Below are 25,878 nucleotides of genomic sequence, written 5' to 3' on the forward strand. Positions count from 1 at the left end.
CAGCGATGACTATTCCAACCGGAGAAGACAACCATGCACGTCCCGTCACGCCTGGCGGCGGCTTGCGCCGCCGCTTTTTCCCTTGCCGCCGTCAATGCGCTGGCCCAGACGCCGGCAAGCTATCCCTCCGACTACCAGAAGATCATCGACGGCGCCAAGAAGGAAGGCACGGTGGTGATCTATTCGACCACCGACACCAAGACGGCGGACCCCATCATCAAGGGCTTCGAAGCCGCCTATCCCGGCGTGAAGGTCGAATACAACGACATGAACAGCACGGAGCTCTACAACCGCTACATCAGCGAACAGGCGTCCGGCGGCAGCAGCGGCGACGTGGTGTGGAGTTCGTCGATGGATTCGGCGCTGCAGCTCGCCAAGGACTACGCGCTGCAATACAAGTCGCCGGAGGCGGGCAAGCTGCCGTCCTGGGCGGTGTGGAAGGATTCCGCGTACGGCACGACGTACGAACCGGCGGTGTTCATCTACAACAAGCGGCTGATTCCGCAGGGCGACGTGCCCAAAACCCATGCGGCGCTGGCCAAGCTCGTCGCGAGCCAGACCGACAAATTCCGCAACAAGGTCACCACCTACGACATCGAGAAGTCCGCGGTGGGCTTCATGCTCGCGGTACAGGACAAGATGCACGACCCGCACTACTTCGACACCTTGCGGGATACGGCCAAGGGCGGCCTGGTGGTGCAGTCGTCCACCGGCACGATGATGGAACGCGTCTCCTCCGGCGAAAACCTGCTGGGCTACAACATCCTGGGCTCCTACGCCGAGGCGCGCGCCCGCAAGGACGAATCGATCGGTATCGTTTATCCGACGGACTACACGCTGGTCCTGTCGCGCGTGGCCTTCATCAGCAAGAAGTCCAAGCACCGCAACGCGGCCAAGCTGTGGCTGGACTACCTGCTGTCGCAGAAAGGCCAGGAGCTGGTCGCCAACAAGGCCGACATGGCGTCCATTCGCGACGACGTATCGGGTGACAACGATGTGGACGGCCTGACCAAGAAACTTGGCAATGCGCTCAAGCCGATTCCGGTGAACGAAACGCTGCTCGATTACCTGCAGCAGAAGAAGCGCCTGGAATTCATCAACGACTGGCGCAAGGCGGCGGGCAAGTAAGCCCGAGCGGCGCCCCGGCACTTGCCGGGGCCCCAGGCTGCAAAGGCCGTCCGGGCCATCGTGGGGCCGGACGGCCCATCGAAAACAATAAACACGAGACGAATCGCCGCGGCGCAAGGCTGCGCGTCGCCTTGCCGCCCCTTCATCGCGGGCGGACCGAACACTAGGACAATTCCATGCAGACATTGCGCTCCCGATGGCAGTCGCTGCCGCGCGGCGTGGTGGTGCTGATCACGGCGCTGGCCATCTACGTGCCGCTGTCGTTGATCGTGTACCAAAGCTTCCTGTCCGCGCCCTTCTTCTCGCCGTCACGCGAAGCGGGGCTGGAAGCTTTCCGCTTCATCTTCGACGACCCGGATTTCTACAAGGCGCTGATCAGCGGCCTGATCCTTGCCTTCGGCCTGTTCATCATCGCGGTGCCGCTGGGCGGCATGCTGGCCTTCCTGCTCATCCGCACCGACCTGCCGGGCCGGCACTGGATCCAGCCCCTGATCCTGGTGCCGATCTTCGTTTCGCCCATGGTGCTGGGCTTCGGCTACGTGGTCGCCGCCGGCCCCGTCGGTTTCTTCTCGACCTGGGCGAAGCAACTGCTGGGTTTCGTGCCCTGGAACGTGTATTCGATGACGAGCATCGTCATCATCGCCGGCCTGACGCACGTGCCGCATGCCTATCTGTATATCTCGTCGGCGCTGCGCAGCATGGCATCGGACGTCGAGGAAGCCGCACGCGTCACCGGCGCATCGCCGCTGCGCGTGATGATGTCGGTGAGCCTGCCGATGGTGCGGCCGGCGCTGCTGTACGCGTCGGTGCTGCTGTTCTTCCTGGGGCTGGAGGTATTCGGCCTGGTGCTGGTGCTGGGCGACCCCGAAGGCAACCTGGTGCTGGCCACCTATCTGTACAAGCTGACGAACAAGCTCGGCACGCCGTCATACCACTTGATGGCCGCGGTGGCCGTGGTGCTGATCTGCATGACCGTGCCGCTGGTCGCCTTGCAGAGGCGCCTGATGCGCACCGCGAACCGCTTCGTGACGGTGAAAGGCAAGGCCTCGCGCGCGCGGCCGCTGCCGCTGGGCAAATGGCGCTGGCTGGCCAGCGCGGCGGTGTGGCTGTGGCTGTTCGTCGCCATCGTGGTGCCGCTGGCCGGCGTGGTGCTGCGCGCGTTCACGTCGAACTGGGGCATGGGCGTGTCGTTGCTGGACGTACTGTCGCTGGATGCCTTCCGCTCGGTGATGGGGCAATCCAATCTGCTGCGCGCCATCGTCAATTCCGTGGCGATCGGCGTGTTCGGCGGCGGTCTGGCGGTGGCCTGCTACACCTTCATCGGACTGGCCATGCATCGCAAGCAGGACCACGTCACCCGCTTCCTGGACTACAGCGTGCTCGTGCCGCGCGCGGTCCCCGGCCTGCTGGCCGGCCTCGCTTTTCTGTGGGTGTTCCTGTTCGTCCCGCTGTGGCTGGACAATGCGCTGGACGAAGGCGGCCTGCTGTCCTTCCTGCCGTATGCCGACTGGCTCCGCGAAAACTTCGTGGAATGGCTGCGCGGCATCCGCAGCACCATTTTCAGCGTGTGGCTGGCCTACACGGTCGTCTGGATGGCGTACGGCTTGCGCCTGATTTCCTCCACCCTGCTGCAGGTGGGGCCGGAACTGGAGGAAGCGGCGCGCAGCGCGGGGGCGCGGCGCGGCCAGATCACCCGCCACGTTACCGTGCCGCTGGCCCGGTATGGCCTGATCGGTTCGTGGCTGCTGATGTTCCTGATTTTCGAACGCGAATATTCCACGGGCGTGTACCTGCTGTCGCCGGGCACGGAGACGATCGGCTCCATGCTGGTTTCGCTGTGGGCGGCCGGCGCGATCGACATCGTGGCGGCGCTTTCCTTCATCAATATCGTCCTGGTGGTGATCGGCCTGGGCATCGCCCTGCGATTCGGAGTGAAACTTCATGATTGAACTATCGGTTAGCGACCTGCATCTGGACTACGGCGACAACCCCGTCCTGAAGGGCGTATCGATGGCGTTGAAGCAGGGCGAGGTCGTCTCCCTGCTGGGCCCGTCGGGCAGCGGCAAGACGACGCTGCTGCGCGCGGTGGCCGGCCTGGAAGCGCCCAAGCGCGGCCAGATCGCCATCGGCGAACGCGTCGTCTACGATGGCGCGGCCGGCCGCGAGATTCCCGCCGAAGCGCGCAACCTGGGACTGGTCTTCCAGTCGTACGCGCTGTGGCCGCACAAGACGGTGTTCGAAAACGTGGCCTATCCCCTGCAACTGCGCCGCACTCCGGCGGCCGAAACGCGGCAGCGCGTGCAGGAGGTGCTGGACCAGCTGGGCCTGGGACACCTGGCGCAGCGGCACCCGCACCAGTTGTCGGGCGGCCAGCAGCAGCGGGTGGCGATCGGCCGCGCCCTGGTCTACAACCCGCCCGTCATCCTTCTGGATGAACCGCTGTCCAACCTCGACGCCAAGCTGCGCGAGGAAGCGCGCGCCTTCCTGCGCGAGCTGATCGTGCGCCTTGGCCTGTCGGCGCTGATGGTGACGCACGACCAGAGCGAGGCGATGGCGATCTCCGATCGCATTCTGCTGCTGAACAACGGACGCATCGAACAACAAGGTACGCCCCAGGAAATGTACGGCGCGCCGGCCACGCTGTTCTGCGCCGAGTTCATGGGCAGCAACAACCGCCTGCACGGCAAGGTGACGGAAATCCGCGACGGCCAGGCCCGGCTGCAAGGCGAGGGCTGGTCGCTCTGGGGCAAGGCCGGCGGGGGCCTGGATGCCGGCCAGGATGCCGTCGGCGTCGTGCGCGTGGAGCAGGTTCGCCTTGGCGACGAGGCGCAGGGCAACCACATCGACATGCAGCTGATGACCAGCATGTATCTGGGCGACCGCTGGGAATACGTTTTCCGGCCGCCGGGCGACGAGTCCGTGAGCGCGATCGCGCTGCGCGCCTACGGCCAGGAAAGCCGGGCGCCCGGCGCTTACCGTCTGGCGCTGCCCGCGTCGCAACTGTGGATCTTCCCGGATCGGCGCTGACAGGCGCGGGCACGCAACGCCCGCGAGGCGACTAAAATGCGGGCGTGCATGCCTATCCCTATTCTCACCTGACCCGTACCGCGCGCTGGCTGGGCGCGCCGGCTCAGCATCGCCTATGGCTGGGGCTGGCGATTTCCCTCATCTTTCACGCCCTCGTGCTGGCGGTGCGCTTTGCGCCGCCACGCACGCCGCGCCCGCCCGCGCAGTCGCTGGAGGTCATCCTGGTCAACGCGCGCACCGAGACCGCGCCCGCCCAGGCCGACGTGCGCGCGCAGGCGAGTGTGGAGGGCGGCGGCGATGCCGAAAAAGGCATGGCGCAATCGCCGTTGCCGCAATCGGGCGACGCGCCCAGCGCCGTGGTGCTGGAGGCCATGCGCAAGCGCCAGGCATCCCTGGAAGAGGCCCAGCAGCGTCTGCTTTCGCAATTGCAGGCAAGCACCCAGGTCAGCCCGCCGCGGCTGTCGGGCGAGCCCGTGCCGGACGCGACCACGCCGGGCCGCGACGAACAGGACCAGGACAGCGTGCTGCAGAACGCCCAGGTGGCGGCGCTGGCGGCGCGCGTGCAGGCCTATAACAAGCGGCCGCGCCGCGAGTTCGTGGCCCCGTCCGCCGAAGCCTCGCGCTACGCGCAATACCTGGATGCCTGGCGCAGCCGCATCGAAGCGGTCGGCACCCAGCATTACCCCGACGAGGCCCGCGGACGCGTGTACGGCTCGCTGCGCATGACCGTTTACGTGCGTGCGGATGGCAGCGTGGCAGATGTGGAAATCGATCAGCCGTCGCCGCACGCGGTCCTGAACCAGGCGGCGCGCCGCATCGTGCAACTGGCGGCGCCTTTCGCGCCTTTTCCGCCGGACATCGCCCGCGACACCGACGTGCTCGCCATCACCCGCACCTGGAATTTCGTCAACGATAAGCTGGAGACCCAGGCACCATGACCGCCGCCACCGCCTCCGCCGCCACTGACGCCGCTCCGGCGCCTGGGCGCTACGCCGTCATCGGCAACCCGGTCTCGCATAGCCGGTCGCCACGCATCCACGCGCTGTTCGGCCAACAGACCGGCATCGCGCTGGCGTACGAGCTGCTGCCCGCGCCCGTGGACGCATTCGAAGCGACCGTGCGCGGGTTTTTCACCGGAGGCGGCAAGGGGCTGAACGTGACGGTCCCCTTCAAGCAGGAAGCGCACGCCCTGGCTGCGGCGCACCTGAGCCCGCGCGCGCAACTGGCCGGGGCGGTCAACACGCTGTGGTTGCAGGATGGCGCGCTGCACGGCTGCAATACCGACGGCGTCGGGCTGGTGGCCGATCTGGTCCGGCTCGGCGCCGACCTGAACGGCGCGAGGGTCCTGATCGTCGGCGCCGGGGGCGCGGCCCGTGGCGTGCTGCAGCCGCTCGCCGAGGCCGGCTGCGCCCGCATCCACATCGTCAACCGCACCGCCGAACGGGCGCAGGCGCTGGCCGCGGAGTGGCTGCGCGCCACCGGCGCCCCATCGCCCACCGTCAGCGCCGGCGGGCTGGGCGACGCCTTGAAGGGCGGGCCCTGGGAAGTCGTGGTCAATGCCACGGCCAGCAGCCTGGCCGATGCGGCGCCGGACCTGCCGGCGGGCCTGTACGCGGAAGGCGCCCTGGCCTACGACATGATGTACGGGCCGCAACCCACGCCGTTCATGCGGCAGGCGGCAACCGACGGCGCCGCCCTGGCGGCCGATGGGCTCGGCATGCTGGTAGGCCAGGCGGCCGAAAGCTTTTTCATCTGGCATGGCGTCCGGCCCGATCCCGAGCCGGTCCTGGCGATGCTGCGTCAGGAGCTGGCGCATGCGGCGCCCTAAGCCGCGGATGGCCACGCGGCGGGGTTCGACTGGAAAGATAGCGTGGTTCCGGGTCATTTCGGCCGGAGTCATGCTGCTGCTTTGCGCGGTCATCCTTTACCAGCTCTGGCTGTTCTGCATGGTGGTCTGGTATGCGCACCGCAATCCGGGCAGCAGCTCCGTCATGCGCCAGGAATTGGCGCGGCTGCAGGAAACCGACCCCAAGGCCAGGCTGCGCTTCGAATGGGTGGACTACGACCACATCAGCAATAGCCTGAAGCGCGCGGTGATCGCCTCCGAGGACGCCAATTTCACGGACCATGACGGCGTGGAATGGGAAGCCATGCGCAAGGCCTGGGAGTACAACCAGGAGCAGGCCGAGATGGGCCGCAGCCGCATGCGCGGCGGCTCAACGATCACGCAGCAGGTGGCGAAGAACCTGTTCCTGTCCGGCTCGCGCACCTACCTGCGCAAGGGCCAGGAACTGATCCTGGCCTACATGATCGAATGGGTCATGCCCAAACGGCGCATTCTTGAAATCTATCTGAACATCGCCGAATGGGGCGTCGGCGTGTTCGGCGCCCAGGCGGCCGCGGAGCACTACTACAGAACCGGCGCCGCGCGGCTGAGCGCCGCGCAGGCCGCCCGCCTGGCCGCGATGCTGCCGAACCCCCGGTACTACGACAAGCGCGGCGTCACCGCGTATCTGAGCCGGCGCACCGCCATCCTGCTACGGCGCATGCAGCAGGTCGAGATACCCTAATTTTGTTAAGCTAGCTCGCTTTGCCGATTCAACTTCACGTCCTCATGCGCACCGCCCGCCGATACCTGGCCCGTGAAATCTACCGCTCATGCACGGTCGTGCTGCTGGCGCTGCTCGGCTTGTTCACCTTCTTCGCGCTGGTCGATGATCTGGACAACGTCGGCGACAAATTCACGATCTTCGCGCTGTTCTACCTGCAGGCCCTGGCCATGCCGACGCGCCTGTACGACCTGCTGCCGATCGGGCTGCTGATCGGCTCCATCCTGGCGCTGGCCGGTCTGGCGCAACGCAACGAACTGGTGATCCTGCGCGTGTCGGGCGTCAGCGGCCTGAAGCTGCTTGGCATGTTGTGGATCGTCACCATCCCGCTGATGATCGGCGCGACGGTGCTTTCGGAATGGGTCACGCCCTGGGCCGAAATCAAAAGCGGCGAAGCCAACCTATTGTTCCGCGGCAGCGCGGGCGGCAACCGGCTCGAAAGCGGCTACTGGTTCAAGGAGCCGACCCGCGACGGCGGAAGCCGGACCATCAATATCGCAAAGTTGAAGGCCGACGGCGAAGTGGAAGGCATCACGCTGTACGAGTTCCGCAAGGATCTGGAGCTGATCGCGCTGTCCAAGGCCGAACATGGCCGTTTCGCCGACGGCAAGCTGATCATGGAGAACGTGGCGGAAGACCGCATCGCACCCGACGCCGTCGACGCCCTGGACAATGCGCGTCCGCCCACCGGCCCGATCATCCAGGTCATCAAGCTGCCCAGGCGCGAGCTGACGACGACGCTCACGCCCGGGCGATTGCTGGCCCGCGTGCTGACGCCCGAACGCATGTCGCTGGTGACGCTGCTCGATTACATCGACTACCTGCGGCACAACCAGCTGCAGGCCGACCGCCAGGTCGTGGCGGTATGGCGCAAGGCGGTGTATCCCTTCACCCTGCTGATCATGATGACCATCGCCGCCCCCGTGGCGTTCATGCAGACGCGCCGCGGCGGCGTCGGCGCCAAGGTCTTCATCGGCATCCTGGTCGGGGTGGCCTTCTTCATGGTGAACCAGCTTGCCCTGAACGTGGGCATGCTCAGCCATTGGGCGCCCTGGGTCACCGCCATCGTGCCCAATCTGGCGGCGCTGCTGATTGCGCTGGGCGCGTTGACGCTGATGGAATACCGCCACACCGTGGCCCGCATCATGGACCAGCGCTGGCCGTGGCGCCGCCCGGCCGTATGAGCGCCACGACCGCCCCCAAGGACACCGGCTTGAGCGCAAGCATCTGGATGATCGGAGACTTGCAGGGGTGTTGCGAACCTCTGGAGCGTCTGCTCGCGCACCCGGATCTGGTGGGGGAACCGGAGTCCCGCTTCTGGTTCGCGGGCGACCTGGTCAACCGCGGCCCGCAGTCGCTGGCCACGCTGCGCCGGGTGATCGCCCTGGAAGACCGCGCGGTCGCGGTGCTCGGCAACCACGACCTGCACCTGCTGGCCGCGGCCGCCGGCGTGCGGCGCCCGGGAAAATCCGACACGATCCAGGAAATCCTGGATGCGCCCGATGCAAAGGATCTGATCGATTGGCTGCGCTGGCGCCCGCTGGCGCATTTCGAACACAACCACCTGCTGGTGCATGCCGGCGCGCTGGCGAAGTGGGACGTCGCCAAGACGCTGTCGCTGGCGGGCGAAGTGCAGGACGTGCTGCGGGGCCCCAACTGGCAGCGGGCCCTGCAAAAGATGTACGGCAATCAGCCGACCACCTGGGATGATGAAATGCATGGCGGCAAGCGCCTGCGCGTCATCATCAACGCGCTGACGCGGATGCGGCTATGCACGCCAGCCGGACATATGGAGTTCGATACGAAGGTGGCGCCCGGCGCCTGGCCGGCGGGCCTGATTCCCTGGTACGACGTGCCTAACCGCAAGACGCGCGATATCACGGTGGTGTTCGGCCACTGGTCCACGCTTGGACTGCTGTTGCGCAAGGACGTGATCTGCCTGGACACGGGATGCGTGTGGGGCGGCATGCTGACCGCCCTGCGGATGCAGGACCGGAAGCTGGTCCAGGTCAGTTGCGGCAAGGGGCTGGACCCCAACGCCCACTGAGACGCCGCCGCCTACGTTGACACGGCTTCGTGGATGGCTGCGCGCGCCATGGCCGCAAGGCCGCTGCGGGAATGCGCCGCACCGTCCTCGCCGTGCACCGCGAGCGCCGGCAGATACACCGCTTCCACGCTCAGCCCGCGCACGCCCAGGATGCGCCAAAGATTGCCTACCAGGGTTTCCTCGCCGACGAAGGCCGCATACGGGTCGCGCCGGCCATGCCTTAGAAAGCGCAAGGCCACCGGCTGGATGGCCACTCCCGTGTCGCGCGCAGGCTCCAGCAGGCTGCCATGGAAAGGCAGCGGCTCGAACCCCATGGTGGTCGTACCTTCCGGAAACAGGCCGACTGCCTCGGACCGGGCGAAGCGGGACCGCATGGCTTCACCCACTGCGCGGACCGCGTGCCGATGCCCGCGCTCCAGGAACAGCGTGCCGGCGCCCGCCACCAGCCAGCCTACGATAGGCCAGCGCCGGATTTCCGCCTTGGCGATGAAGGCCGTGGGCCGCACGGCGTTGATCACGAAGATATCGAGCCAGGACACGTGGTTTGCCACCGTCAGGACCGGCCCGGTCATGGCTGGCGTACCGCATACGGTCAGCCGAACGCCGCAAACGCGCAGCAGCAGCCGTGACCAGGTGCGGTTCAGCATCGAACGGCCGCGCAAGCCGATGAACGGGTAGACGACGCCCACCAGCACAAGGCCGGCCAGCACCATTGCGGCCACGATGATGGCGCGAGGGAGAAAGCGGGCGATACGCAACGGCAGCGGCGTGGCGTCCCGCTGCCAATCGTCGGTGTGGCGTGGCGCGTCCGGGCTGGCCTGGGCGCCTGTGTCGGCGCCTGGCGGTTCGCGGCGGGAAAGGGAGGAACCGTGGTCTGTCATGGGCGGTGAAGGTCTGGCCGCGGCCCTTCGGCCGCGCGGCGCCACCATACCATGCCCGCACCGTCACATTGCATCGAGATACCGCTGCAGGATCACCGCCGCGGCCATGGCATCGTCCGGCGCGTTGGTTCCAAGCAAGGCCTGCGCCTCCATGCTGGATCCGCGTTCGTCTACGAGCACCACGGGCAGTCCGAAGCGGCCGTGCAACTGGTTGGCGAACCGGCGGCAACGCGCCGTGGCTTCCTGTTCGCCGCCGTGCGAGTCCAGCGCCAACCCCACCACCAGCCGTTGCGGCTGCCATTCACGCAACAAGGCCGCGATGCGCGTGAAACGCACATCGCGGACCTCGCTGTGAATGATCTCGATCGGCCGCGCCTGCCGGGTCAGCGTATTGCCAATGGCGATGCCGATGCGCTTGGTGCCGAAATCGAAGCCGAGCAGCGTCTCCTCAGGCATGTCCCGCGTCGCCGGCCAGCATGACGGGATCGATGCCAAGCAGCTTCAGGGCAGCCGGGTAGCGTTCTTCCGGCGGCACGTCGAAAATGATGTCCGGATCGGCTGAAACGCTGAGCCAGGCGTTGCGGGCCATTTCGTTTTCCAGCTGGCCGGCTCCCCACCCGGCGTAGCCCAGGGTGACGAGCATGCGTTCGGGGCCGTTGCCGTCGGCCACCGCCTGCAGCACATCGCGCGACGTGGTCAGCGCCAGGCCGCCCAGCTTGATGCTGGACGTGTAGTCGCCAGGCGGCGCGTGCAGCACGAAACCGCGATCCGTCTGCACCGGCCCGCCGAAGAACACCGGCGTTTCCTTGACCGGCGCAATTTCCAGATTCAGGTCGATGCGCTCGAACAGCGTTCCCAGGGTCAGGTCGGTGGGCCGGTTGATTACCAGCCCCAACGCGCCTTTCGCCGTATGTTCGCAAATGTAGATCACCGCGCCGGCCAGAGTGCCTTCCACCATGTTGGGCATGGCGACCAGGAATTGATTCGAAAAATCGACTGCCGGCATGTCGTCGTCCGGCTTGTTATCGTCGTCGCTCATAATGTCCCCCCAGGACAGTTTGCGCCGTTTCCCGCGATACCGCGGCCTTGCTTGCCCGGCATACAGTGTGGTGGATGGTCGTATGGTTCAGATCTCCATCAGCTCGAAGTCTTCCTTGCGGGCCCCGCATTCGGGACAGACCCAGTTCGGCGGCACGTCTTCCCACCGGGTACCCGGCGGGATTCCTTCTTCCGGCAAGCCGGCCGCCTCGTCATAGACCCAACCGCAGATAAGACACATCCAAGTTCGCATAGTTTCCCTGCTATGAAAGTTACGGCTTCGCGGGGCGATAAAACCGCCCAAGCGGACGCGATCCATTAGAATGGGGTCGATCTTACCGAAACCCAACAGGCAACTGGGCGCGTTTGCGCAAAAAACGGGCCCGACCAAGCTGTCGAAGTGACTTCGCCGACTCCCCCCATCGTACTGATCTTCGGGCCGTTCGATCCCACCGGTTCGGACGGCCTGCCCGCCGACGCTGTAACCTGCGCCAGCCTGGGCTGTCACGCGCTGTCCGCGCTGACCGCCCTGACCGTCCAGGACACGGCGGCCGTGGAGGACGTGCAGGCCGTGTCCCCCGAAATGCTGGACGACCAGGCGCGCTGCGTCCTGGAAGACATGCCGGTGCAGGCCATCAAGGTTGGCGGCCTGTACAGCGCGGAAGGAGCAAGCGCCGTGGCGCAGGTGGCCGCCGATTACAGCGATGTCCCGCTGGTGCTGCACCTGGGCCAACGCGCGCCCACGCCGCAGGACGTCGCCGAGCAGGAAGAGGCCGACGACCTGCTGGCGGCCACGCTGGAACTGGTGCTGCCGCAGGCCGACGTGGTGGTGGTCGAGCATGGCCGGCTGGCGCAATGGCATGCCGAGGGCGCCATGGACATCGGCGAGGCCACGTCGCCCGCGCACGCGATGCTGAGCGCGGGCGCGAAGTGGGTGTTGGTGCTGGGCAGCCCGCTGCGGCCCGGGCATTTCGCCAATGTCCTGCTGGGCCCCAACGGGACCACATCGAACTTCCCCTGGCAGACCCCGCCCGAGCGAAGCGGGGATACCGCCGGCATGCTGGCGGCGGCCGTGGCCGCGTTTCTCGCACATGGCCTAGGAGTCCCCCAGGCCGTGGAAAAGGCGTTGGCGCACGCCGACGCGGCCGTGGCCGCCAGTTTCCTGCCTGGCATGGGGCGGCGCGTGGTCAACCGGATGCCACGGCGATGACGGCCCTGCGTTTTCCCCGCGGCCTGTATGGCGTGACGCCGGAATGGGACGACACCGGCCGGCTGCTCGATGCCGTGCGCCACGCGGCGGCCGGCGGCATGCGAGCCCTGCAACTGCGCCGCAAGGACGTGCCCGCGTCGGTGCGGCGCGAGCAGGCAATGGCGCTGGCGAGCGAGTGCCGCGCGCTGGGCGTCGTATTTCTTGTCAATGACGATTGGGAACTCGCCCTGGAAGCGCGCGCCGACGGCGTGCACCTGGGCCGCGACGACGGCGATGTGGCCCAGGTGCGCGCCGCCGCCCCGGATCTGATCATCGGCGCGTCCTGCTACAACGACATCGCCCGGGCGCGGACCATGCTCGATGCGGGCGCGGACTACATCGCCTTCGGCGCAGTCTTTCCGTCCCCGACCAAACCGGCGGCCGTACGGGCGCCGCTGCCCCTGTTCGGCGAAGCGCAGGCGCTGGTGCGCGGACGCCCCGCCCCGCGCCCCGGCGTGGTGGCGATCGGCGGCATCACGCCGGCCAATGCCGTACTCGTGGCGCAGGCGGGCGCGGACGCGGTCGCGGTGATCACCGGCCTGTTCGAGGCGCCCGACATCCGGGCGGCGGCCATGGAATGCGCCCGCGCCTTCCTGCCGCCGCCAGCCGGCGCCACCGGCTGACCCTCCCGCTTCGGAATGGACGGCGGGTCGCGCCCTGCCGTTCCTTCCCGGTCCATCAACTTTTTCTGCAGAACACTCCCATGTCCAGCAACGCCGAACTTTTCGAACGAGCGAGCCGCAGCATTCCCGGCGGCGTGAATTCCCCCGTACGCGCTTTTCGCTCGGTAGGCGGCACCCCCCGCTTCATCGCGCGCGGAGAAGGCGCTTACGTATGGGATGCGGAAGGCAAACGGTACGTGGACTACATCGGATCCTGGGGCCCCGCCATTCTGGGCCACGCGCATCCCGACGTGGTGCGCGCCGTGCAGGACGCGGCCACGCGCGGCTTGTCTTTCGGCGCGCCTACCGAAGCGGAGATCCGGCTTGCCGAAACGCTGATCGAACGCCTGCCCTCGATGGAGCAGGTGCGTCTGGTCAGCTCCGGCACGGAAGCCACCATGACGGCCATCCGCCTGGCGCGCGGCGCGACGGGACGCAACAAGATCATCAAATTCGAAGGCTGTTATCACGGCCATGCCGACAGCCTGCTGGTGAAGGCGGGTTCGGGATTGCTGACTTTCGGCAACCCGACCTCCGCCGGCGTGCCGAGCGAATTCGTCGAACACACGCTGGTGCTGGACTACAACGATCTGGAAGCGGTCAAAACCGCCTTTACCCAGTACGGCCACGATATCGCCTGTGTCATCGTCGAGCCGGTAGCGGGCAATATGAACCTGGTCAAGCCCGTGCCGGGGTTCCTGGAAGGCTTGCGCGAGCAGTGCACGCAGCACGGCGCCCTGCTGATTTTCGACGAAGTCATGACCGGATTCCGGGTGGGACCGCAGGGCGTGCAGGGGCTGACGGGCATCAAGCCGGACCTGACCACGCTTGCCAAGGTGATCGGCGGCGGCATGCCTGTCGGGGCGTTCGGCGGCAGCCATGCCGTGATGCGGCACATCGCGCCGCTGGGCGCGGTGTACCAGGCGGGCACGCTGTCGGGCAACCCGGTGGCCGTGGCCGCCGGCCTGGAAACGCTGCGCCTGATCGGCGAACCCGGCTTCTACGAAGCCCTGAGCGCCAAAACGCGGGCCCTGGCGGACGGTTTGCAGGAACGCGCCCGCGCGGCGGGCGTCGCCTTCAGCGCCGATGCGATCGGCGGCATGTTCGGCATCTACTTCAGCGAAAAAATCCCCACCTCGCTGGCCGAGGTGTCGGCCTGCGACGTGGACGCCTTCAAACGCTTCTTCCACGCCATGCTCGACCACGGCGTGCATTTCGCCCCGTCGGCCTTCGAGGCCGGTTTCGTGTCGGCGGCGCACGATGATGACGCCATTGCGCACACCCTGGATGCGGCCGAGCAGGTGTTCGCGTCGATGAAGGGTTGAGGCGGGCACAAGGGCACAAGGGCGCAAGAGCGCAAGAGCACAAGGCGGCTTCCTCTCCTATGGGGTCGCCGCCGACCGCCTTGCCGATGCCAGGGGCGGATGCGGATCAGCCCGGAATCACCGCGGTGGCTTCGATCTCCACCTTGGCGCGCGGCTCCACCAGCGCCGCCACCTGCACCGCCGTCATGGCCGGATAATGCCGGCCGATGATCTCGCGGTAGTGCGCGCCGATGGCGCGATAGGCGCTGACGTACTCGTCCCGGTCGGTCACATACCAGGTGAGCCGGGTGATGTGTTCCGGCCGCCCGCCGCCTTGCGCCAGCACGCTGACGACGTTCTGCAGGGCCTGGCGCGTCTGGTCGGCGAAGTCGTCGCTTTCGAACTGTTGCGCGCCGTTCCACCCTATCTGGCCGCCGATGAACACCAGGCGGCTGCCCGGGCGGACTTCGGTCATAACGCCGTTCGAATACCCGCGCGGCGGCAGCCAGTCGGGCGGTTGCAGTATTTCCATGAGCCATCCTTTTATGAAGTGAATCGCCGCGAGGCCTGCGGCGCCGGCACGCCGCGCGGGCGTCAGGAGCCTGCGCACGCGGCCTGCTGGCGCAAAACGAAACGTTGAAGCTTGCCGGTCTCGGTGCGCGGCAGCGCGGAGACGAATTCGATCAGCCGCGGGTACTTGTAGGGCGCGATGGCCGCCTTGACGAACTCCTGCAGCTCGGCGACCAGCGCCGCATCGCCCTCACGGCCGGGCTTGAGCACGATATAGGCCTTGACGACCTGTCCGCGCTCGTCGCAAGGCGCGCCCACAACGCCGCATTCGGCCACGGCCGGATGGCGCAGCAGCGCGTCCTCGACTTCCGGGCCGGCGATGTTGTATCCGGCCGAAACGATCATGTCGTCATTGCGGGCCTGGTAGAAAAAGTAGCCGTCCGCGTCCTGGATAAAGGTGTCGCCCGGCAGGTTCCAACCGTCGCGCACAAAGTCGCGCTGACGGGGGTCGGCCAGGTAGCGGCAGCCGGTAGGCCCGCGGACAGCCAGCCGTCCTGGCTGGCCCACCGGCACCGGCTGCATCGCGTCGTCCACCACCTGCGCCACATAGCCCGGCACCACCTTGCCGATGGCGCCGCGGCGCACTTCGTTTTCCGGGCTGGAGACGAAGACGTGGATCATCTCGGTGCCGCCGATGCCGTCGATCATTTCGATGCCGGTCGCCTGCTTCCACAATTGCCGCGTCGTATCGGGCAACGCCTCGCCGGCGGACACGCTTTTGCGCAGGCTCTTCAAATCGTACCCGGCCGCCAGCCCGGCCATCTGCCGGTAGAACGTCGGCGCGGTGAAGACGATGGTCGCGCGGAAATCCTGGATCAGTTTCAGCAGGCCGTCCGGCGTCAGTTTTTCCGCCAGCAACGCGCACGCGCCGATGCGCAGCGGGAAGCACAACAGGCCGCCAAGGCCGAACGTAAAGGCGAGCGGCGGCGTGCCGCAGAACACATCGTCCGGTCCAGGCCGGATGACGTGGCGCGGAAACAGGTCGCACATTGCCAGCACGTCCCGGTGGAAATGCATACAGCCCTTGGGTTTGCCCGTGGTGCCGCTGGTGAAGGCGATCAGGCAGACATCGTCGGCCGCCGTGTCGCAGGCCGTGAAGCCGGGCGGCTTGGCCCGTGCGAGGCTGTCCAGGCTGTCCGGCGCGTCATCGTTGAAGACCATGATGCGCGTCAGGTCGGGGCAGTGGTATTCGTGGCCCGGCTGCATGCACAGCCGGGCTTCTTCCTGCAGCCGCGCGTCGCACAGCATGGCGCTGATTTTCGCTTTGTCGATGATCTGCTTCAGCTCTTTCGCGCGCAGCAGCGGCATGGTCGGCACCGTCACCAGACCGGCCTTGATGGCGGCCAGCCAGGATGCCGCCATCATCGGATTGTTCGGGCCGCGCAACAGCACGCGATTGCCCGGCACCAGCCCCATGTCCTCCACCAGGACGCGCGCGATGCGGTCCGTCAATGCCGCGAGTTCGGCGTACGTCATGGCGCCCTGACCGCCGTCCGATGCCGGCCAGCGCAGCGCCACGCGACCGCCCTGCCCGCGCGCCACATGCGCGTCGACGAGTTCCACGGCGCAATTGAAGCGCGGCGGATATTGCGTGTCCGGGCCGTCCAGCAGCAGCACCGGCCATTCTTCCGGCGGCGGCAGGTTGTCGCGGGCGAAAGTATCGACGTGCGCGGAACCCCGCGCGGGCGTGTCCAGCGTTCCTTGCATGGCGTTCCCCTGTTGTGCCGGCGTCCGGCCCCGGCTCAGCCGCCCTTCAACAGCGCGCGGGCGATGATCAGCTTCTGCACTTCGGTCGCGCCCTCGTAAATGCGCAGGGCGCGGATTTCGCGATACAGCTTTTCCACCGGCATGCCGGAAACCACCCCGGCCCCGCCAAACATCTGCACGGCCCGGTCGATGACGGTCTGCGCCGATTCGGTGGCCATCATCTTCGCCATGGCGGCCTCGCGCGTCGTCGGACGGCCCTGCACGTCGCGCTGCCATGCCGCCCGATACGTCAGCAGGGCAGCGGCGTCGATGGCCGTCGCCATGTCCCCCAGCGCGGCCTGCGTCAGTTGCAGATCGGCCAGCGTCTGCCCGAACATGCGGCGCGACGTCGCGCGCGCCAGGGCCTCGTCCATGGCCCGCCGCGCGAAACCGAGCGCGGCGGCCGCCACCGAGGCGCGAAAGATGTCCAGCGTCATCATGGCGAGCTTGAAGCCCTGACCCGGCTCGCCCAGCCGCTGGCTCGCGGGAATCCGGCAATCGGCGAACTCAAGCGTGGCGAGCGGATGCGGCGCGATGACGTGCAGCCGTTCGGCGATGCGGAAGCCCGGCGTGCCGGCATCGACCACGAAGGCGCTGATGCCGCGCGCGCCGGGCGCTTCGCCGGTGCGGGCGAAGACGCAATAGAAGTCCGCGATGCCGCCGTTCGATATCCAGGTCTTGGCGCCGTTCAGGACGTAGTGGTCGCCGTCGCGCCGGGCCTCGCAGGACATGGCGGCGACGTCGGACCCGGCCTCCGCCTCGGACAGGGCAAAGGCGGCAATGGCTTCGCCGCTGGCGACGCGGGGCAGGTAGCGTGCGCGCAAGGCGTCGGAACCCGCCAGTGCAATCGCGCCGCTGCCCAGACCTTGCATGGCGAAGGCAAAGTCCGCCAGCCCCTCATGACGCGCCAGCGTTTCGCGCAGGATGCAGATCGCGCGCGAATCCACCGTCGGGAGTTCCCCGCCCCAGGCGCCGTCCGGCCCCGCCGGCACGCAATAGCGCAGCCATCCCGCCTGCCCCAGCCGGCGCACCAGCGTGCGGCACGCGGCGTCAGTATCGGCGTGGCCGATATCGGCCAGCTCGCTCCCGCACCACGCCGACGCCTGTTCCAGCAAGGCCCGGTGCGAGGAGTCGAAGAACGGCCAATCCACCCAATCTTTCGCGTCGTGTGTCACCGGCATATCAAACTCCCATCAGAGGCAAACGCCCCAGCGCTTCAGACCTACCCACCCGCAACCACCGCCACAGCCCCAGCCCCAAAAGTTCACAGGTGCCGCCCGATCGGGGCGCCGCGGATCCGGCTTTGCCGGTCCGCAGGCGCGCCCCCTTGAGGGGGAAGCGCGTCAGCGCTTCGGGGGTGGGCCTACTCAATCTCCTTCGAATCTCGGCTCGCGCTTTTCCGCGAACGCCTCGTACGCCCGGCGAAAATCCTGTGTCTGCATGCAGATGGCCTGTGCCTGCGCCTCCGCCTCGATCGCTTCGTCCAGCCCCATGTTCCATTCCTGGTGCAGCAGCTTCTTGGTCATGCCGTGGGCGAAAGTCGGGCCGGCGGCAAGCTGGCCCGCCAGACGGCTCGCCGCTTCCAGCAGCGCATCGGACTCGTGCAATCCGTTGAAGAAGCCCCACGCCAGCCCCTCGTCGGCGCTCATGGCCCGGCCCGTGTAGAGGAGTTCGGCGGCGCGGCCCTGCCCGATGGTGCGCGGCAAGAGCGTGCAGGCGCCCATGTCCGCGCCCGCCAGTCCGACGCGCGTGAACAGGAAGGCCGTGCGCGCGCGAGGGGTGCCCAGCCGCAGGTCGGACGCCAGCGCGACCATGGCGCCGGCGCCCGCGCACACGCCATCGACGGCGGCGACGATGGGCTGCGGGCAGGCGCGCATCGCCTTGACCAGGTCGCCCGTCATGCGGGTGAAATCGAGCAGCTCCGGCATGGTCATGTGCGTGAGCGGCCCGATGATCTCATGCACGTCGCCGCCCGAGCAGAAGTTGCCGCCGGCGCCCGTTACCACGATCACCTTGACGTCCGTCGCGTAGACCAGCGCGCGGAACAGATCGCGCAGTTCCGCATAGGAATCGAAGGTCAGCGGATTCTTGCGCTCGGGCCGGTCCAAGGTGATCACGCCCACCTTGCCGCCTTCGCGCGCCTCCCACCGGAACGTGCGGGGGTGGATGGCCGCCATGGGCCGCTTGTGGTGCGCCATGCCGGGCGCTTGGGCCGCGCCGGCCTCCGGGGTCTCGTTCACGTTGCCGTCCTCCTTTATCCCGCCATGACTTCGCCGCCATCCACGGGGATCGCCTGCCCGTTGATCGCCGCCGCGCCGGGCTGGCAGAGCCAGGCGACGGCGTGGGCCACTTCTTCCGGCCGCACCAGACGGCCCTGCGGATTGCGCTGCGCCAGCCGCTCGCGCGCCTGGCCTTCGTCCATGCCGGTTTTCGCGGCGATGTTGCGGGTCGCATCGCGCACGATGTCGGTGTCCGTGTAACCGGGGCATACGGCGTTGACGGTGACCCCCTTGCCCGCCACTTCCAGCGCCAGCGCCCGGGTCAGCCCCACCACCCCATGCTTGGCGGCGCAATAGGCGCTGACATAGGGATAGCCGATCAGCCCCGCAGTGCTCGCCACGTTCACGATGCGGCCCCACCCCAGCCGCAACATGCCGGGCAGCGCTGCCTGCGTGCAATGGAAGGGCCCGCTCAGGTTCACCGCCAGCATCGCATCCCACATGGCGGCGCCGGTGCGGTCGAAGCGTTCGCTACGGGCCTGACCCGCGTTGTTCACCAGGATGGCGACGGGACCGAGGTCGCGGACGGCAGCGTCGAAGACGGATGCCACGGCGCCGGCCTGCGCCACGTCCGCGGCCCGCGCCGCCACCGTGCCCAGGGGCGCCAGACGGGCGGCGGCCGACGCCAGCGCGGCCTCGTCCCGGCCCAGCAGGGTCACGCAGGCGCCGTCGCGCAACAGCCGTTCAGCGATGGCCAGGCCGATGCCGCGGCTGCCGCCCGTCACCAATGCATGACGGCCCGCCAATGGCCGCTCGGACGGCGCGGGGGCGGCGCGCGGGTCGGTCGGGTCGCTCAGGCCGAGCGGCGCGCCGGCGGAATCGCGCCCCTCGGGCGCGGGCACGGACGCGTTCATGCACGGTCTCGCATATCGCCCGCGGGCTGCGCGGCGGCCGCCCTGGCGAAGTTGGTTTCAAGCTGGCGCTTGCCCGCCAGGTAGTTGGGCGGCCAAGCGATATCGGAATAGCCGATGCGGGCGGTTTCGCGCAGAGTCCATGCCGAGTCGGCCAAATGCGGCCGCGCAAGGGCGCACAGATCGGCGCGGCCCGAGGCGATGATGCCGTTCACATGGTCCGCTTCGAAAATCGCCCCGACCGCGATGGTGGCAATGCCCGCTTCGTTGCGGATGCGGTCGGCGAACGGCGTCTGGTACATGCGTCCGTACACCGGCTGCTGGTCGGGACTGACCTGTCCGGAAGAACAATCGATCATGTCCGCGCCCGCCGCCTTGAAACGCCGGGCGATTGCCACCGCGTCGTCCGCGGTGATGCCGCCTTCCACCCAATCGTGCGCCGAGATGCGGACCGACATAGGCAGATGGCGGGGCCAGACTTCCCGCACGGCTGCGAACACTTCCAGCGGGTAGCGCAGCCGGCCTTCCAGGTCGCCGCCGTATTCGTCGTCGCGCACATTGGTCAGCGGGGAGATGAAGCTGGACAACAGGTAGCCGTGGGCGCAATGCAGCTCCAGCCAGTCGAAGCCGGCGTTCGCCGCCCGCCGGGCCGCGGCCACGAAGTCGTCCCGCACCCGGTCCATGTCGCGCCGCGTCATGGCGCGGGGGGTCTGCGAAATGCCGGGCAGGTAGGGCAAGGCCGACGCCGACAGCAGCGGCCAATTGCCCTCTGCCAACGGGTGGTCCATCTGCTGCCATCCCAGTTGCGTGGAGCCCTTGCGGCCCGCGTGTCCCAGCTGGATGCCGATGCGGGCGTCGCTGTTTCCGTGCACGAAATCCGCGATGCGCGCAAAGGCTGCGGCCTGCTCGTCGTTCCACAGGCCGGGGCAACCCGGCGTGATGCGCGCGTCCGGCGACGTGCACGTCATCTCCACCATGACCAGCCCCGCACCGCCCAGCGCCTTGGCGCCCAGGTGCACCAGGTGGAAGTCGCCGGGCACGCCGTCGCGACAAGCGTACATCGCCATCGGCGAAACGACCACGCGGTTCTTCAGGCGCACGCTGCGCACCTGGTAGGGCGTGAGCATGGGCGGCGGCGGGCGCCGGTCCGCCGGCACATCCAGGCCGGCGCGCCGGGCGATCCAGCGCTCGTAGTCCTGCAGCCAGGCCGCATCGCGCAGCCTCAGGTTCTCATGCGAGATCCTCTGCGAACGGGTCAACAGCGAGTAGGCGAATTGTTCGGGCTCCAGCTGCGCATAGCGGTCGACATGCTCGAACCACTCCGTGGAGTTGCGCGCGGCGTTCTGGATTTTCAGGACTTCGACGCCGCGCACGTCCTCGTACTCCTGCAGCGCGGCGCGCAGGGCATCGCCCCGCGGCAAGCCGGCAAGGCGGTCGGCCAGATCGATGGCGTCCTCCAACGCGAGCTTGGTGCCCGAGCCGATGGAGAAATGCGCGCTGTGCGCGGCGTCACCCATCAGCACCACCGGTACGTCGCGCCGGCCGCCGGGCGTATCGAGGGTGTGCCAGTGCACCCAATGGCGGCATATGACGCGCGGAAAGCGGATCCAAATCGCGGAGCCGCGCAGATGGCGCGCGTTGCTCATCAGCGGCTTGCCATCCAGCCAGGCGGCGAACAGGGACTCGCAGTAGCGGATGCCTTCTTCCTGGCTCATTTCGTCCAGGCCGGCCGCCTTCCAGGTTTCTTCGCGGGTCTCGACGATGAAGGTGGACAGTCCCGGCTCGAAGCGATAGGCATGCGCCTGGAACCAGCCATGCGGCGTGTGGACGAAGGCGAAGGTAAAGGCGTCGAAGGCTTTTTCGGTGCCCAGCCAGACGAAACGGTTATGACGCTGGTCGATATCGGGCTGGAAGGTGTCGGCGTAGGCGGCGCGCACCCGGCTGTTGATGCCGTCGGCGGCGATCACCAGATCGGCATCGTACTGGCACGCCAGCGCCCTGTCGTCCTCCACCTGGGTCTCGAACACCAGCTCCACGCCCACCGCCTCGCAGCGCGCCTGCAGGATATTCAGCAGTTTCTTGCGGCCGATGCCGATGAATCCATGGCCGCCGCTACGCAGCGTACGCCCCTTGAAGTGGATGTCGATATCGTCCCAATGGTTGAAGGCGTCGCTGATTTCGCGGGCCGATACCGGGTCGGCCCGCCGCAGGTTTTCCATGGTGGCGTCGGAGAACACCACGCCCCAGCCAAACGTATCGTACGGACGATTGCGCTCCACCACCGTCACGCGGTTGGCCGGATCGCGCAGCTTCATCAGCAGGCCGAAATACAGGCCGGCCGGACCGCCCCCGACGCAAAGCACCTTCATCGCCCCCTCCCGCCCAGCGCTTCAAGCCTGGATAGTTTAGGCTTCAACTATATACCCGGCGCGCGGGGCGGCGCAACACGGGCTTGTACGGAGGCGGCGGGGTATGGCGCCGGAAACGGCTACGTGGCGGACCGGCGTTCCAGGGCGACGCGGTCGCGGCCGGCCTGCTTGGCCAGATAGAGCGCGCGGTCGGCGCGGCTGAGGGTGGTGGAGACGTTTTCGCCCGGACGATGCTGTGCGATGCCAACGCTCACCGTCAGGAGCAGTTGTTCGCCATCGACCTCGATGGCGTTGCCGCGCACGCCGGCCACGATGCGGTCGATCACGGCTTCGCCTTCCTGCAGGCTGACGTTGGGCAGCAGCGCCAGGAACTCCTCGCCGCCCCAGCGGGCCAGATCGTCGGTGTCGCGCACGGCGGCGCGCATCACGTCGGCCAGCCGCGTCAGCGCGCGGTCGCCGGCGTCATGACCGTAGCGGTCGTTGATGCGCTTGAAATGGTCCACGTCCAGCATCGCGACCACAAAGGCGGGCCGGTCGGACTCGGCGGTCAGCGCCAGTTCCTTCATGCGCTCCATCAAGGCGCGCCGGTTCAGCAGATTGGTCAGCGGATCGCGTATGGAGGATTCGCGCAGCGCCGCGTTCATATCGCGCATCAATTCCTGGTAGCCATCCGAAATGCGCACAAGCTTGGCCAGGCGCCGCAGCTCGCGGTCGTAGCGTGCGACCAGACCGAGCTCCCGCTGGCGGGCCATCATCTGGAAGGCGTCGGACAGATAGGAGATGCGTTCGATGCGTTCCAACTGCTCGTTGGTGTGCTGCCACAGGTCGGCGAGCGCCCCGTGCAGCGGATGACCGGCGTAGGCCGGGTCATCGAGCAGTATCTGGATGCGTAGCTCCAGGTCCTGGTAGCGCTTTTTGTTCATCAGCGGCCGATCACGTTGAAGGGAAACGTGCAGTCTTCCTTGAATTCCTCTGCCAGTTCGCCGACCCGCTCGTTGCGGCTGTCGTAATACCAGTTCACGCAAACCTCGCGGCCGTCGGCATGCGCCGCCTCGAGCAGGTCGAAGATGTCCATCACCGCCTTGACGCTGCTGGTATTCAGGTACTGCAGCTCCAGCGTCAGGGTCAGGGGACGGCGGTCGGCGGCCAGGTATTCGTCCACCCATTGGATGACCGGCCCGTACAGTTCGAACGAGTTTTCCGGATAGGAGTCGCCGCTCAGGTGCAGCCGTCCGCTCGCGCTGTCACTCAGGATGGACGGCGTCGATTGCGAGCCCGGGATATTGAGATCTTTCATATGGCTTCTTGCTTCGATTCGGGTCAGATGACGACGCTCAGGCTGAAAAAGCCCCGTCCGTCGCCGTGCGGGCTCAGCGACGCCTCGATGCCGGCGCTGGCGCGGCGCGCCAGGTCGATCAGGCCCAGCCCCGCCCCGGTGGATGCGCCTGGGTCGCGGGGCTGTCGCAACTGCGTCTTGTAGACCGCCTTCAGCGCCGTTTTGTCCATGGCCGCCAGTTCGCGCACGCGTTCGACCAGACGCTCGCCGTCGGCAATCTCCACGCGATTGCCCGCGGTGACGGTATAGCGGCCCTCGGCATTGCGCGCGATGACCACCGTCGCCGCGGCGTCCGCATCGCCATAGCCCTGCTGGACGGCGTACTGGCGGATGTTCTGCGTCATCTCGATATACGCCGAGAAGACGTCCATGGCTTCGGCCGGGCGCGCCTGTTCCGTTTCCAGGTAATTCTTCAGGGCGTTGCCGATTTCTTCGATCAGGCTGCGCGAGATCGGCCCGTTGAAGCAAAGCAGCGTGCGGTCCTGATTGAATCGCTCTCGCAGCGCGTAGAGATCCGATGCGTTCATGGCGGTATGTGGAAGTTATTCAAACCGGAAGGAAAGGATGGTGATGTCGTCGCGTTGCGGCAGGTCGCCGCGATAGTCGGCCAAGGCGCGATCCAATGCTTCGCATTGGTCCGCCAGGGGCAGGCGCGCCACCGTTTTGAGCATCTGCACGAAGCGCGTGCTGCCGAAGCCGAAGCCGTGTTCGCCGCCGGCCTGGTCAAGGAAACCGTCGGTGCTCAGATAGAACGTGGCGCCGGCCGCCAGGGGCAGCATAAGGTTGGCGTATTCGCCGCGGCGCTTGTCGCCCAGCGACCGGCGCGCGCCCCGATGCTCGCGGCATTCCGCGCCGTCGCTTTCGTAAAGGGAAATCTTGGCGCCCGCGAACGCCAGGCGGCCCGCCGCCCGGTCGATATAGACCAATCCCGCATCGGTATTGGTCGCGAGGGCGTGCGGCAGCTGCATGTCGGCCAGCATACCCCGTATGGCGGCGTCGGTACGCGCCAGGATGGCGGCGGGATCGGCGGGACCGGTTTCGGCGATGGCGACGTCCAGGGCGGCGCGCACGAGCATGGTCATAAGGGCGCCCGGCACGCCATGCCCGGCGCAATCCATGACCCCCAGCAGGCAGTTCTCGCCGTGCGGGCGGAAGACGTAGAAATCCCCGCCCACCACGTCGCGCGGCTTCCACATGACGAAGTGGCGTTCGCCCAGGGACTGCGCCATCTGGCGTCGCGGCAGGATGGCCTGCTGGATCAGGCTGGCGTAATCGATGGAATCGCCGATCTTCTTGTTCGCGCTGGCCATGGCGCGATTCGCCGCTTCCAGCGCCTGCGTGCGCTCGCGCACCTTGATTTCCAGTTCCTGCGTATGGGTTCGGACCTTTTCCGCCATCACGCCGAAGGCCCGGCTGAGATCGCCGATCTCGTCGGCTCCGCCCGCGGGCAGCCGCACGTCGTAGCGGCCGTCCGCGATGGCCCGGGCGGACTGCTGCAGCTTGCGGATGGGACGCAGCACCAGCCGGTTCACGGCATAGCCGAAGGCGGCCAGCAGGCCGCCGATCAGCAATACCACGGCGGCAATGGCAGGCCACAGTCCCGCAGTGCCCCCGATCCGCGCCGCATGCAGGTCCACCGCCGCCAGCACGTACCACCGCAGCTCGGGCACATACGACACCGCCATCAGCTGGCGCTTGCCCTGCATGCGCACCCAGATGGACTGCGCCGCGTCGGGCGTGCCGGGGGCCAGGCGCAATGCGTCGTCCAGCGCCTGGCGTCCGGCATCGTCCTGGATCACGGTGAAGATCCGGCCCCGGCCGCTTTCGGCGGCGGCGCCGGAGTTGTAGTCGATCAGCGCGGGATCCGGATGCGCCTGGATATTGCCTTTGTCGTCGATGATGATGGGCGTCACGCCCGGCTCACCGCTGCCGACGAACTCGTGCAGGAAATCGCTCAGATCCAGGCTGGCGCCGCCGATCGCCAGCGGCTGGCCGTTGTCGCGCGCGATGACGTTGAACCAGACGCGCGTGATTTTCAGCTTGCCGTCGGGGTTGACGTTGATGTTGTAGTCGCCCTTCGCCGCCAGGCTGTCGTAGAACCAGCGGTCCTCCGGATCGTCGGCGCGCAGCTTGTAACGCGGCGACTGCGACAGAGGCTTGCCGGCTTCGTTGAAGTAATAGTTGCCGCTGGCGGCATTGATCAGGAAATAGGCATGGGAGCGGAAGGCATCCCGAAAGCCTTCCGCCTCGCGGAAGAAGCGTTCCCGCTTGGCAGGATCCTTTTCGTCCAGCAGCCAGTCGCGCGCCAGCTCGGAACCGATGAAGCGCTGTGAAAGCGCCAGCTCGCGCAGGACGGGCGCAAGAATGCGCTGGCGGCTGAGCAGCGCGAAGTTGTCGGCGTAGGCGCGGCCGAAGTGTTCGCGCACCTGCTCCATGGCATGCCAGCCGAGCAAGGCGGTGGGAATCAAGGCCAGCAGGCAAGCCAGACCCAATGCGAGCAGCGACTTCGCCCGCAGCCCCAACTTCGCCATGTATGCCACTCCCGCGACGGGACATTGCCGTCCCCAAATTCGCCAGTCCGCATGTCCCGAAGCAACCCGTGGCGGGCTTCGAATCGGCGTCGCGGCCGACCGGCAGGCCACGTACGGTCGATGCCAGTGTAGAGGCCGGGAAGCCGGGGAATACCACCGAACATGCGGCAAAAATGGCTGCTCCAAGCCGCTTACCGCAATACGGGCGTAAAAAACGCCGCAGATACGCGTTTTATTGCGTTCCGTTGCGC

25 protein-coding genes are annotated in these 25,878 nt (G+C 67.4%); 11 read left to right on the forward strand and 14 right to left on the reverse strand.

The genetic code is table 11. The annotated features are described in order from the left end of the window. Nucleotides 1-33 precede the first annotated feature (33 nt). The 8 genes from CAL13_RS18425 to CAL13_RS18460 all read left to right on the forward strand — a co-directional run bounded on the left by CAL13_RS18425 (nt 34) and on the right by CAL13_RS18460 (nt 8,811). Nucleotides 34-1,128 (forward strand): ABC transporter substrate-binding protein, encoded by a 1,095-nt coding sequence (locus CAL13_RS18425; RefSeq protein WP_086058669.1) that lies wholly within the window; start codon nt 34-36, stop codon nt 1,126-1,128. A 176-nt stretch (nt 1,129-1,304) separates the two neighbouring features. Continuing rightward, entirely contained in the window at nt 1,305-3,077 is a 1,773-nt protein-coding gene (locus CAL13_RS18430) for an ABC transporter permease (protein ID WP_086073181.1), read from the forward strand. Further along, nucleotides 3,070-4,155 (forward strand): ABC transporter ATP-binding protein, encoded by a 1,086-nt coding sequence (locus tag CAL13_RS18435; RefSeq protein ID WP_086073182.1) that lies wholly within the window; start codon nt 3,070-3,072, stop codon nt 4,153-4,155. Before CAL13_RS18430 ends, CAL13_RS18435 begins: the two co-directional genes overlap by 8 nt. Nucleotides 4,156-4,199: 44 nt before the next feature. After that, nucleotides 4,200-5,093: a TonB family protein gene (locus CAL13_RS18440; protein ID WP_086073183.1), complete on the forward strand. Its 894-nt coding sequence runs from the start codon at nt 4,200-4,202 to the stop codon at nt 5,091-5,093. After that, on the forward strand, nt 5,090-5,983 hold the full coding sequence (aroE, locus tag CAL13_RS18445; protein ID WP_086058673.1) for a shikimate dehydrogenase: 894 nt from the start codon (nt 5,090-5,092) through the stop codon (nt 5,981-5,983). Before CAL13_RS18440 ends, aroE begins: the two co-directional genes overlap by 4 nt. 7 nt (nt 5,984-5,990) lie before the next feature. Then, nucleotides 5,991-6,725 (forward strand): monofunctional biosynthetic peptidoglycan transglycosylase, encoded by a 735-nt coding sequence (gene mtgA / locus CAL13_RS18450; RefSeq protein WP_157664561.1) that lies wholly within the window; start codon nt 5,991-5,993, stop codon nt 6,723-6,725. A gap of 44 nt (nt 6,726-6,769) precedes the next feature. Beyond that, nucleotides 6,770-7,948 carry an LPS export ABC transporter permease LptG gene (gene lptG / locus CAL13_RS18455; RefSeq protein ID WP_086058675.1) on the forward strand — a complete coding sequence of 393 codons (1,179 nt, stop codon included), beginning with the start codon at nt 6,770-6,772 and terminating at the stop codon, nt 7,946-7,948. A gap of 29 nt (nt 7,949-7,977) precedes the next feature. Then, a complete protein-coding gene (locus CAL13_RS18460) occupies nt 7,978-8,811 on the forward strand; it encodes a symmetrical bis(5'-nucleosyl)-tetraphosphatase (RefSeq protein WP_086059588.1) in 834 nt (277 codons plus the stop codon). A gap of 11 nt (nt 8,812-8,822) precedes the next feature. On the opposite strand, the gene CAL13_RS18465 is transcribed toward CAL13_RS18460, so the two are convergent. From CAL13_RS18465 to CAL13_RS18480, 4 genes are all read right to left on the reverse strand, one after another. Continuing rightward, the gene (locus CAL13_RS18465; RefSeq protein WP_086059589.1) at nt 8,823-9,569 is read right to left on the reverse strand and encodes a lysophospholipid acyltransferase family protein; all 747 of its coding nucleotides are present in this window, start codon (nt 9,567-9,569) and stop codon (nt 8,823-8,825) included. Nucleotides 9,570-9,755: 186 nt separating this feature from the next. Then, complete coding sequence (gene ruvX, locus CAL13_RS18470) at nt 9,756-10,148, reverse strand: Holliday junction resolvase RuvX (protein WP_086073184.1); 393 nt, start codon at nt 10,146-10,148, stop codon at nt 9,756-9,758. Then, nucleotides 10,141-10,731: a YqgE/AlgH family protein gene (locus tag CAL13_RS18475; protein ID WP_086058677.1), complete on the reverse strand. Its 591-nt coding sequence runs from the start codon at nt 10,729-10,731 to the stop codon at nt 10,141-10,143. The genes ruvX and CAL13_RS18475 overlap by 8 nt, the downstream gene beginning before the upstream one ends. Nucleotides 10,732-10,818: 87 nt before the next feature. Beyond that, nucleotides 10,819-10,983: a rubredoxin gene (locus tag CAL13_RS18480; RefSeq protein WP_086059590.1), complete on the reverse strand. Its 165-nt coding sequence runs from the start codon at nt 10,981-10,983 to the stop codon at nt 10,819-10,821. A 147-nt stretch (nt 10,984-11,130) separates the two neighbouring features. Between CAL13_RS18480 and thiD the strand changes: the two genes are divergently transcribed. From thiD to hemL, 3 genes are all read left to right on the forward strand, one after another. Continuing rightward, a complete protein-coding gene (gene thiD / locus CAL13_RS18485; RefSeq protein ID WP_232462435.1) occupies nt 11,131-11,940 on the forward strand; it encodes a bifunctional hydroxymethylpyrimidine kinase/phosphomethylpyrimidine kinase in 810 nt (269 codons plus the stop codon). Next, on the forward strand, nt 11,937-12,602 hold the full coding sequence (thiE, locus tag CAL13_RS18490) for a thiamine phosphate synthase (RefSeq protein WP_086073185.1): 666 nt from the start codon (nt 11,937-11,939) through the stop codon (nt 12,600-12,602). Before thiD ends, thiE begins: the two co-directional genes overlap by 4 nt. An 80-nt stretch (nt 12,603-12,682) precedes the next feature. Next, complete coding sequence (gene hemL, locus CAL13_RS18495; RefSeq protein ID WP_086073727.1) at nt 12,683-13,966, forward strand: glutamate-1-semialdehyde 2,1-aminomutase; 1,284 nt, start codon at nt 12,683-12,685, stop codon at nt 13,964-13,966. A 106-nt stretch (nt 13,967-14,072) separates the two neighbouring features. Here the strand turns inward: hemL and CAL13_RS18500 are convergent, their stop codons facing one another. From CAL13_RS18500 to siaA, 10 genes are all read right to left on the reverse strand, one after another. Beyond that, entirely contained in the window at nt 14,073-14,477 is a 405-nt protein-coding gene (locus CAL13_RS18500; protein WP_086058680.1) for a RidA family protein, read from the reverse strand. Nucleotides 14,478-14,539: 62 nt separating this feature from the next. Continuing rightward, nucleotides 14,540-16,222, reverse strand: a complete 1,683-nt coding sequence (locus CAL13_RS18505; protein WP_086073186.1) for an AMP-binding protein — start codon at nt 16,220-16,222, stop codon at nt 14,540-14,542. A 35-nt stretch (nt 16,223-16,257) separates the two neighbouring features. After that, entirely contained in the window at nt 16,258-17,442 is a 1,185-nt protein-coding gene (locus CAL13_RS18510; RefSeq protein WP_086058682.1) for an acyl-CoA dehydrogenase family protein, read from the reverse strand. 186 nt (nt 17,443-17,628) lie between these two features. Continuing rightward, nucleotides 17,629-18,459 carry an enoyl-CoA hydratase family protein gene (locus CAL13_RS18515; RefSeq protein ID WP_086073728.1) on the reverse strand — a complete coding sequence of 277 codons (831 nt, stop codon included), beginning with the start codon at nt 18,457-18,459 and terminating at the stop codon, nt 17,629-17,631. Nucleotides 18,460-18,515: 56 nt separating this feature from the next. Next, the gene (locus tag CAL13_RS18520; protein WP_086073187.1) at nt 18,516-19,394 is read right to left on the reverse strand and encodes an SDR family NAD(P)-dependent oxidoreductase; all 879 of its coding nucleotides are present in this window, start codon (nt 19,392-19,394) and stop codon (nt 18,516-18,518) included. Further along, on the reverse strand, nt 19,391-21,760 hold the full coding sequence (locus CAL13_RS18525; RefSeq protein WP_086073188.1) for a bifunctional salicylyl-CoA 5-hydroxylase/oxidoreductase: 2,370 nt from the start codon (nt 21,758-21,760) through the stop codon (nt 19,391-19,393). Before CAL13_RS18525 ends, CAL13_RS18520 begins: the two co-directional genes overlap by 4 nt. A 119-nt stretch (nt 21,761-21,879) precedes the next feature. Beyond that, nucleotides 21,880-22,683: a biofilm regulation diguanylate cyclase SiaD gene (gene siaD / locus CAL13_RS18530; RefSeq protein WP_086073189.1), complete on the reverse strand. Its 804-nt coding sequence runs from the start codon at nt 22,681-22,683 to the stop codon at nt 21,880-21,882. Next, on the reverse strand, nt 22,683-23,057 hold the full coding sequence (siaC, locus tag CAL13_RS18535) for a biofilm regulation phosphoprotein SiaC (RefSeq protein ID WP_086058686.1): 375 nt from the start codon (nt 23,055-23,057) through the stop codon (nt 22,683-22,685). The genes siaD and siaC overlap by 1 nt, the downstream gene beginning before the upstream one ends. Nucleotides 23,058-23,080: 23 nt before the next feature. Further along, nucleotides 23,081-23,623, reverse strand: a complete 543-nt coding sequence (siaB, locus tag CAL13_RS18540; protein ID WP_086073190.1) for a biofilm regulation protein kinase SiaB — start codon at nt 23,621-23,623, stop codon at nt 23,081-23,083. Between the two features lie 15 nt (nt 23,624-23,638). Next, complete coding sequence (gene siaA / locus CAL13_RS18545; RefSeq protein WP_086073191.1) at nt 23,639-25,627, reverse strand: biofilm regulation protein phosphatase SiaA; 1,989 nt, start codon at nt 25,625-25,627, stop codon at nt 23,639-23,641. Nucleotides 25,628-25,878: the final 251 nt, after the last annotated feature.

Origin of the sequence: Bordetella genomosp. 9 (assembly GCF_002119725.1) — a bacterium.
In the GTDB taxonomy this organism is placed as follows: domain Bacteria; phylum Pseudomonadota; class Gammaproteobacteria; order Burkholderiales; family Burkholderiaceae_B; genus Bordetella_C.

Excerpts from the sequence above, each read along its gene's own strand:
- CAL13_RS18425 (WP_086058669.1), top strand. The coding sequence starts at position 34 with ATGCACGTCCCGTCACGCCTGGCGGCGGCTTGCGCCGCCGCTTTTTCC.
- CAL13_RS18505 (WP_086073186.1), bottom strand. The coding sequence starts at position 16,222 with ATGCAAGGAACGCTGGACACGCCCGCGCGGGGTTCCGCGCACGTCGAT.
- CAL13_RS18430 (WP_086073181.1), top strand. The coding sequence starts at position 1,305 with ATGCAGACATTGCGCTCCCGATGGCAGTCGCTGCCGCGCGGCGTGGTG.
- lptG (WP_086058675.1), top strand. The coding sequence starts at position 6,770 with ATGCGCACCGCCCGCCGATACCTGGCCCGTGAAATCTACCGCTCATGC.
- CAL13_RS18525 (WP_086073188.1), bottom strand. The coding sequence starts at position 21,760 with ATGAAGGTGCTTTGCGTCGGGGGCGGTCCGGCCGGCCTGTATTTCGGC.
- CAL13_RS18480 (WP_086059590.1), bottom strand. The coding sequence starts at position 10,983 with ATGCGAACTTGGATGTGTCTTATCTGCGGTTGGGTCTATGACGAGGCG.
- CAL13_RS18500 (WP_086058680.1), bottom strand. The coding sequence starts at position 14,477 with ATGGAAATACTGCAACCGCCCGACTGGCTGCCGCCGCGCGGGTATTCG.
- CAL13_RS18435 (WP_086073182.1), top strand. The coding sequence starts at position 3,070 with ATGATTGAACTATCGGTTAGCGACCTGCATCTGGACTACGGCGACAAC.
- siaB (WP_086073190.1), bottom strand. The coding sequence starts at position 23,623 with ATGAACGCATCGGATCTCTACGCGCTGCGAGAGCGATTCAATCAGGAC.
- aroE (WP_086058673.1), top strand. The coding sequence starts at position 5,090 with ATGACCGCCGCCACCGCCTCCGCCGCCACTGACGCCGCTCCGGCGCCT.
- hemL (WP_086073727.1), top strand. The coding sequence starts at position 12,683 with ATGTCCAGCAACGCCGAACTTTTCGAACGAGCGAGCCGCAGCATTCCC.
- CAL13_RS18515 (WP_086073728.1), bottom strand. The coding sequence starts at position 18,459 with ATGGCGCACCACAAGCGGCCCATGGCGGCCATCCACCCCCGCACGTTC.
- thiE (WP_086073185.1), top strand. The coding sequence starts at position 11,937 with ATGACGGCCCTGCGTTTTCCCCGCGGCCTGTATGGCGTGACGCCGGAA.
- CAL13_RS18475 (WP_086058677.1), bottom strand. The coding sequence starts at position 10,731 with ATGAGCGACGACGATAACAAGCCGGACGACGACATGCCGGCAGTCGAT.
- mtgA (WP_157664561.1), top strand. The coding sequence starts at position 5,991 with ATGGCCACGCGGCGGGGTTCGACTGGAAAGATAGCGTGGTTCCGGGTC.
- ruvX (WP_086073184.1), bottom strand. The coding sequence starts at position 10,148 with ATGCCTGAGGAGACGCTGCTCGGCTTCGATTTCGGCACCAAGCGCATC.
- siaC (WP_086058686.1), bottom strand. The coding sequence starts at position 23,057 with ATGAAAGATCTCAATATCCCGGGCTCGCAATCGACGCCGTCCATCCTG.
- CAL13_RS18510 (WP_086058682.1), bottom strand. The coding sequence starts at position 17,442 with ATGCCGGTGACACACGACGCGAAAGATTGGGTGGATTGGCCGTTCTTC.
- siaD (WP_086073189.1), bottom strand. The coding sequence starts at position 22,683 with ATGAACAAAAAGCGCTACCAGGACCTGGAGCTACGCATCCAGATACTG.
- siaA (WP_086073191.1), bottom strand. The coding sequence starts at position 25,627 with ATGGCGAAGTTGGGGCTGCGGGCGAAGTCGCTGCTCGCATTGGGTCTG.
- CAL13_RS18520 (WP_086073187.1), bottom strand. The coding sequence starts at position 19,394 with ATGAACGCGTCCGTGCCCGCGCCCGAGGGGCGCGATTCCGCCGGCGCG.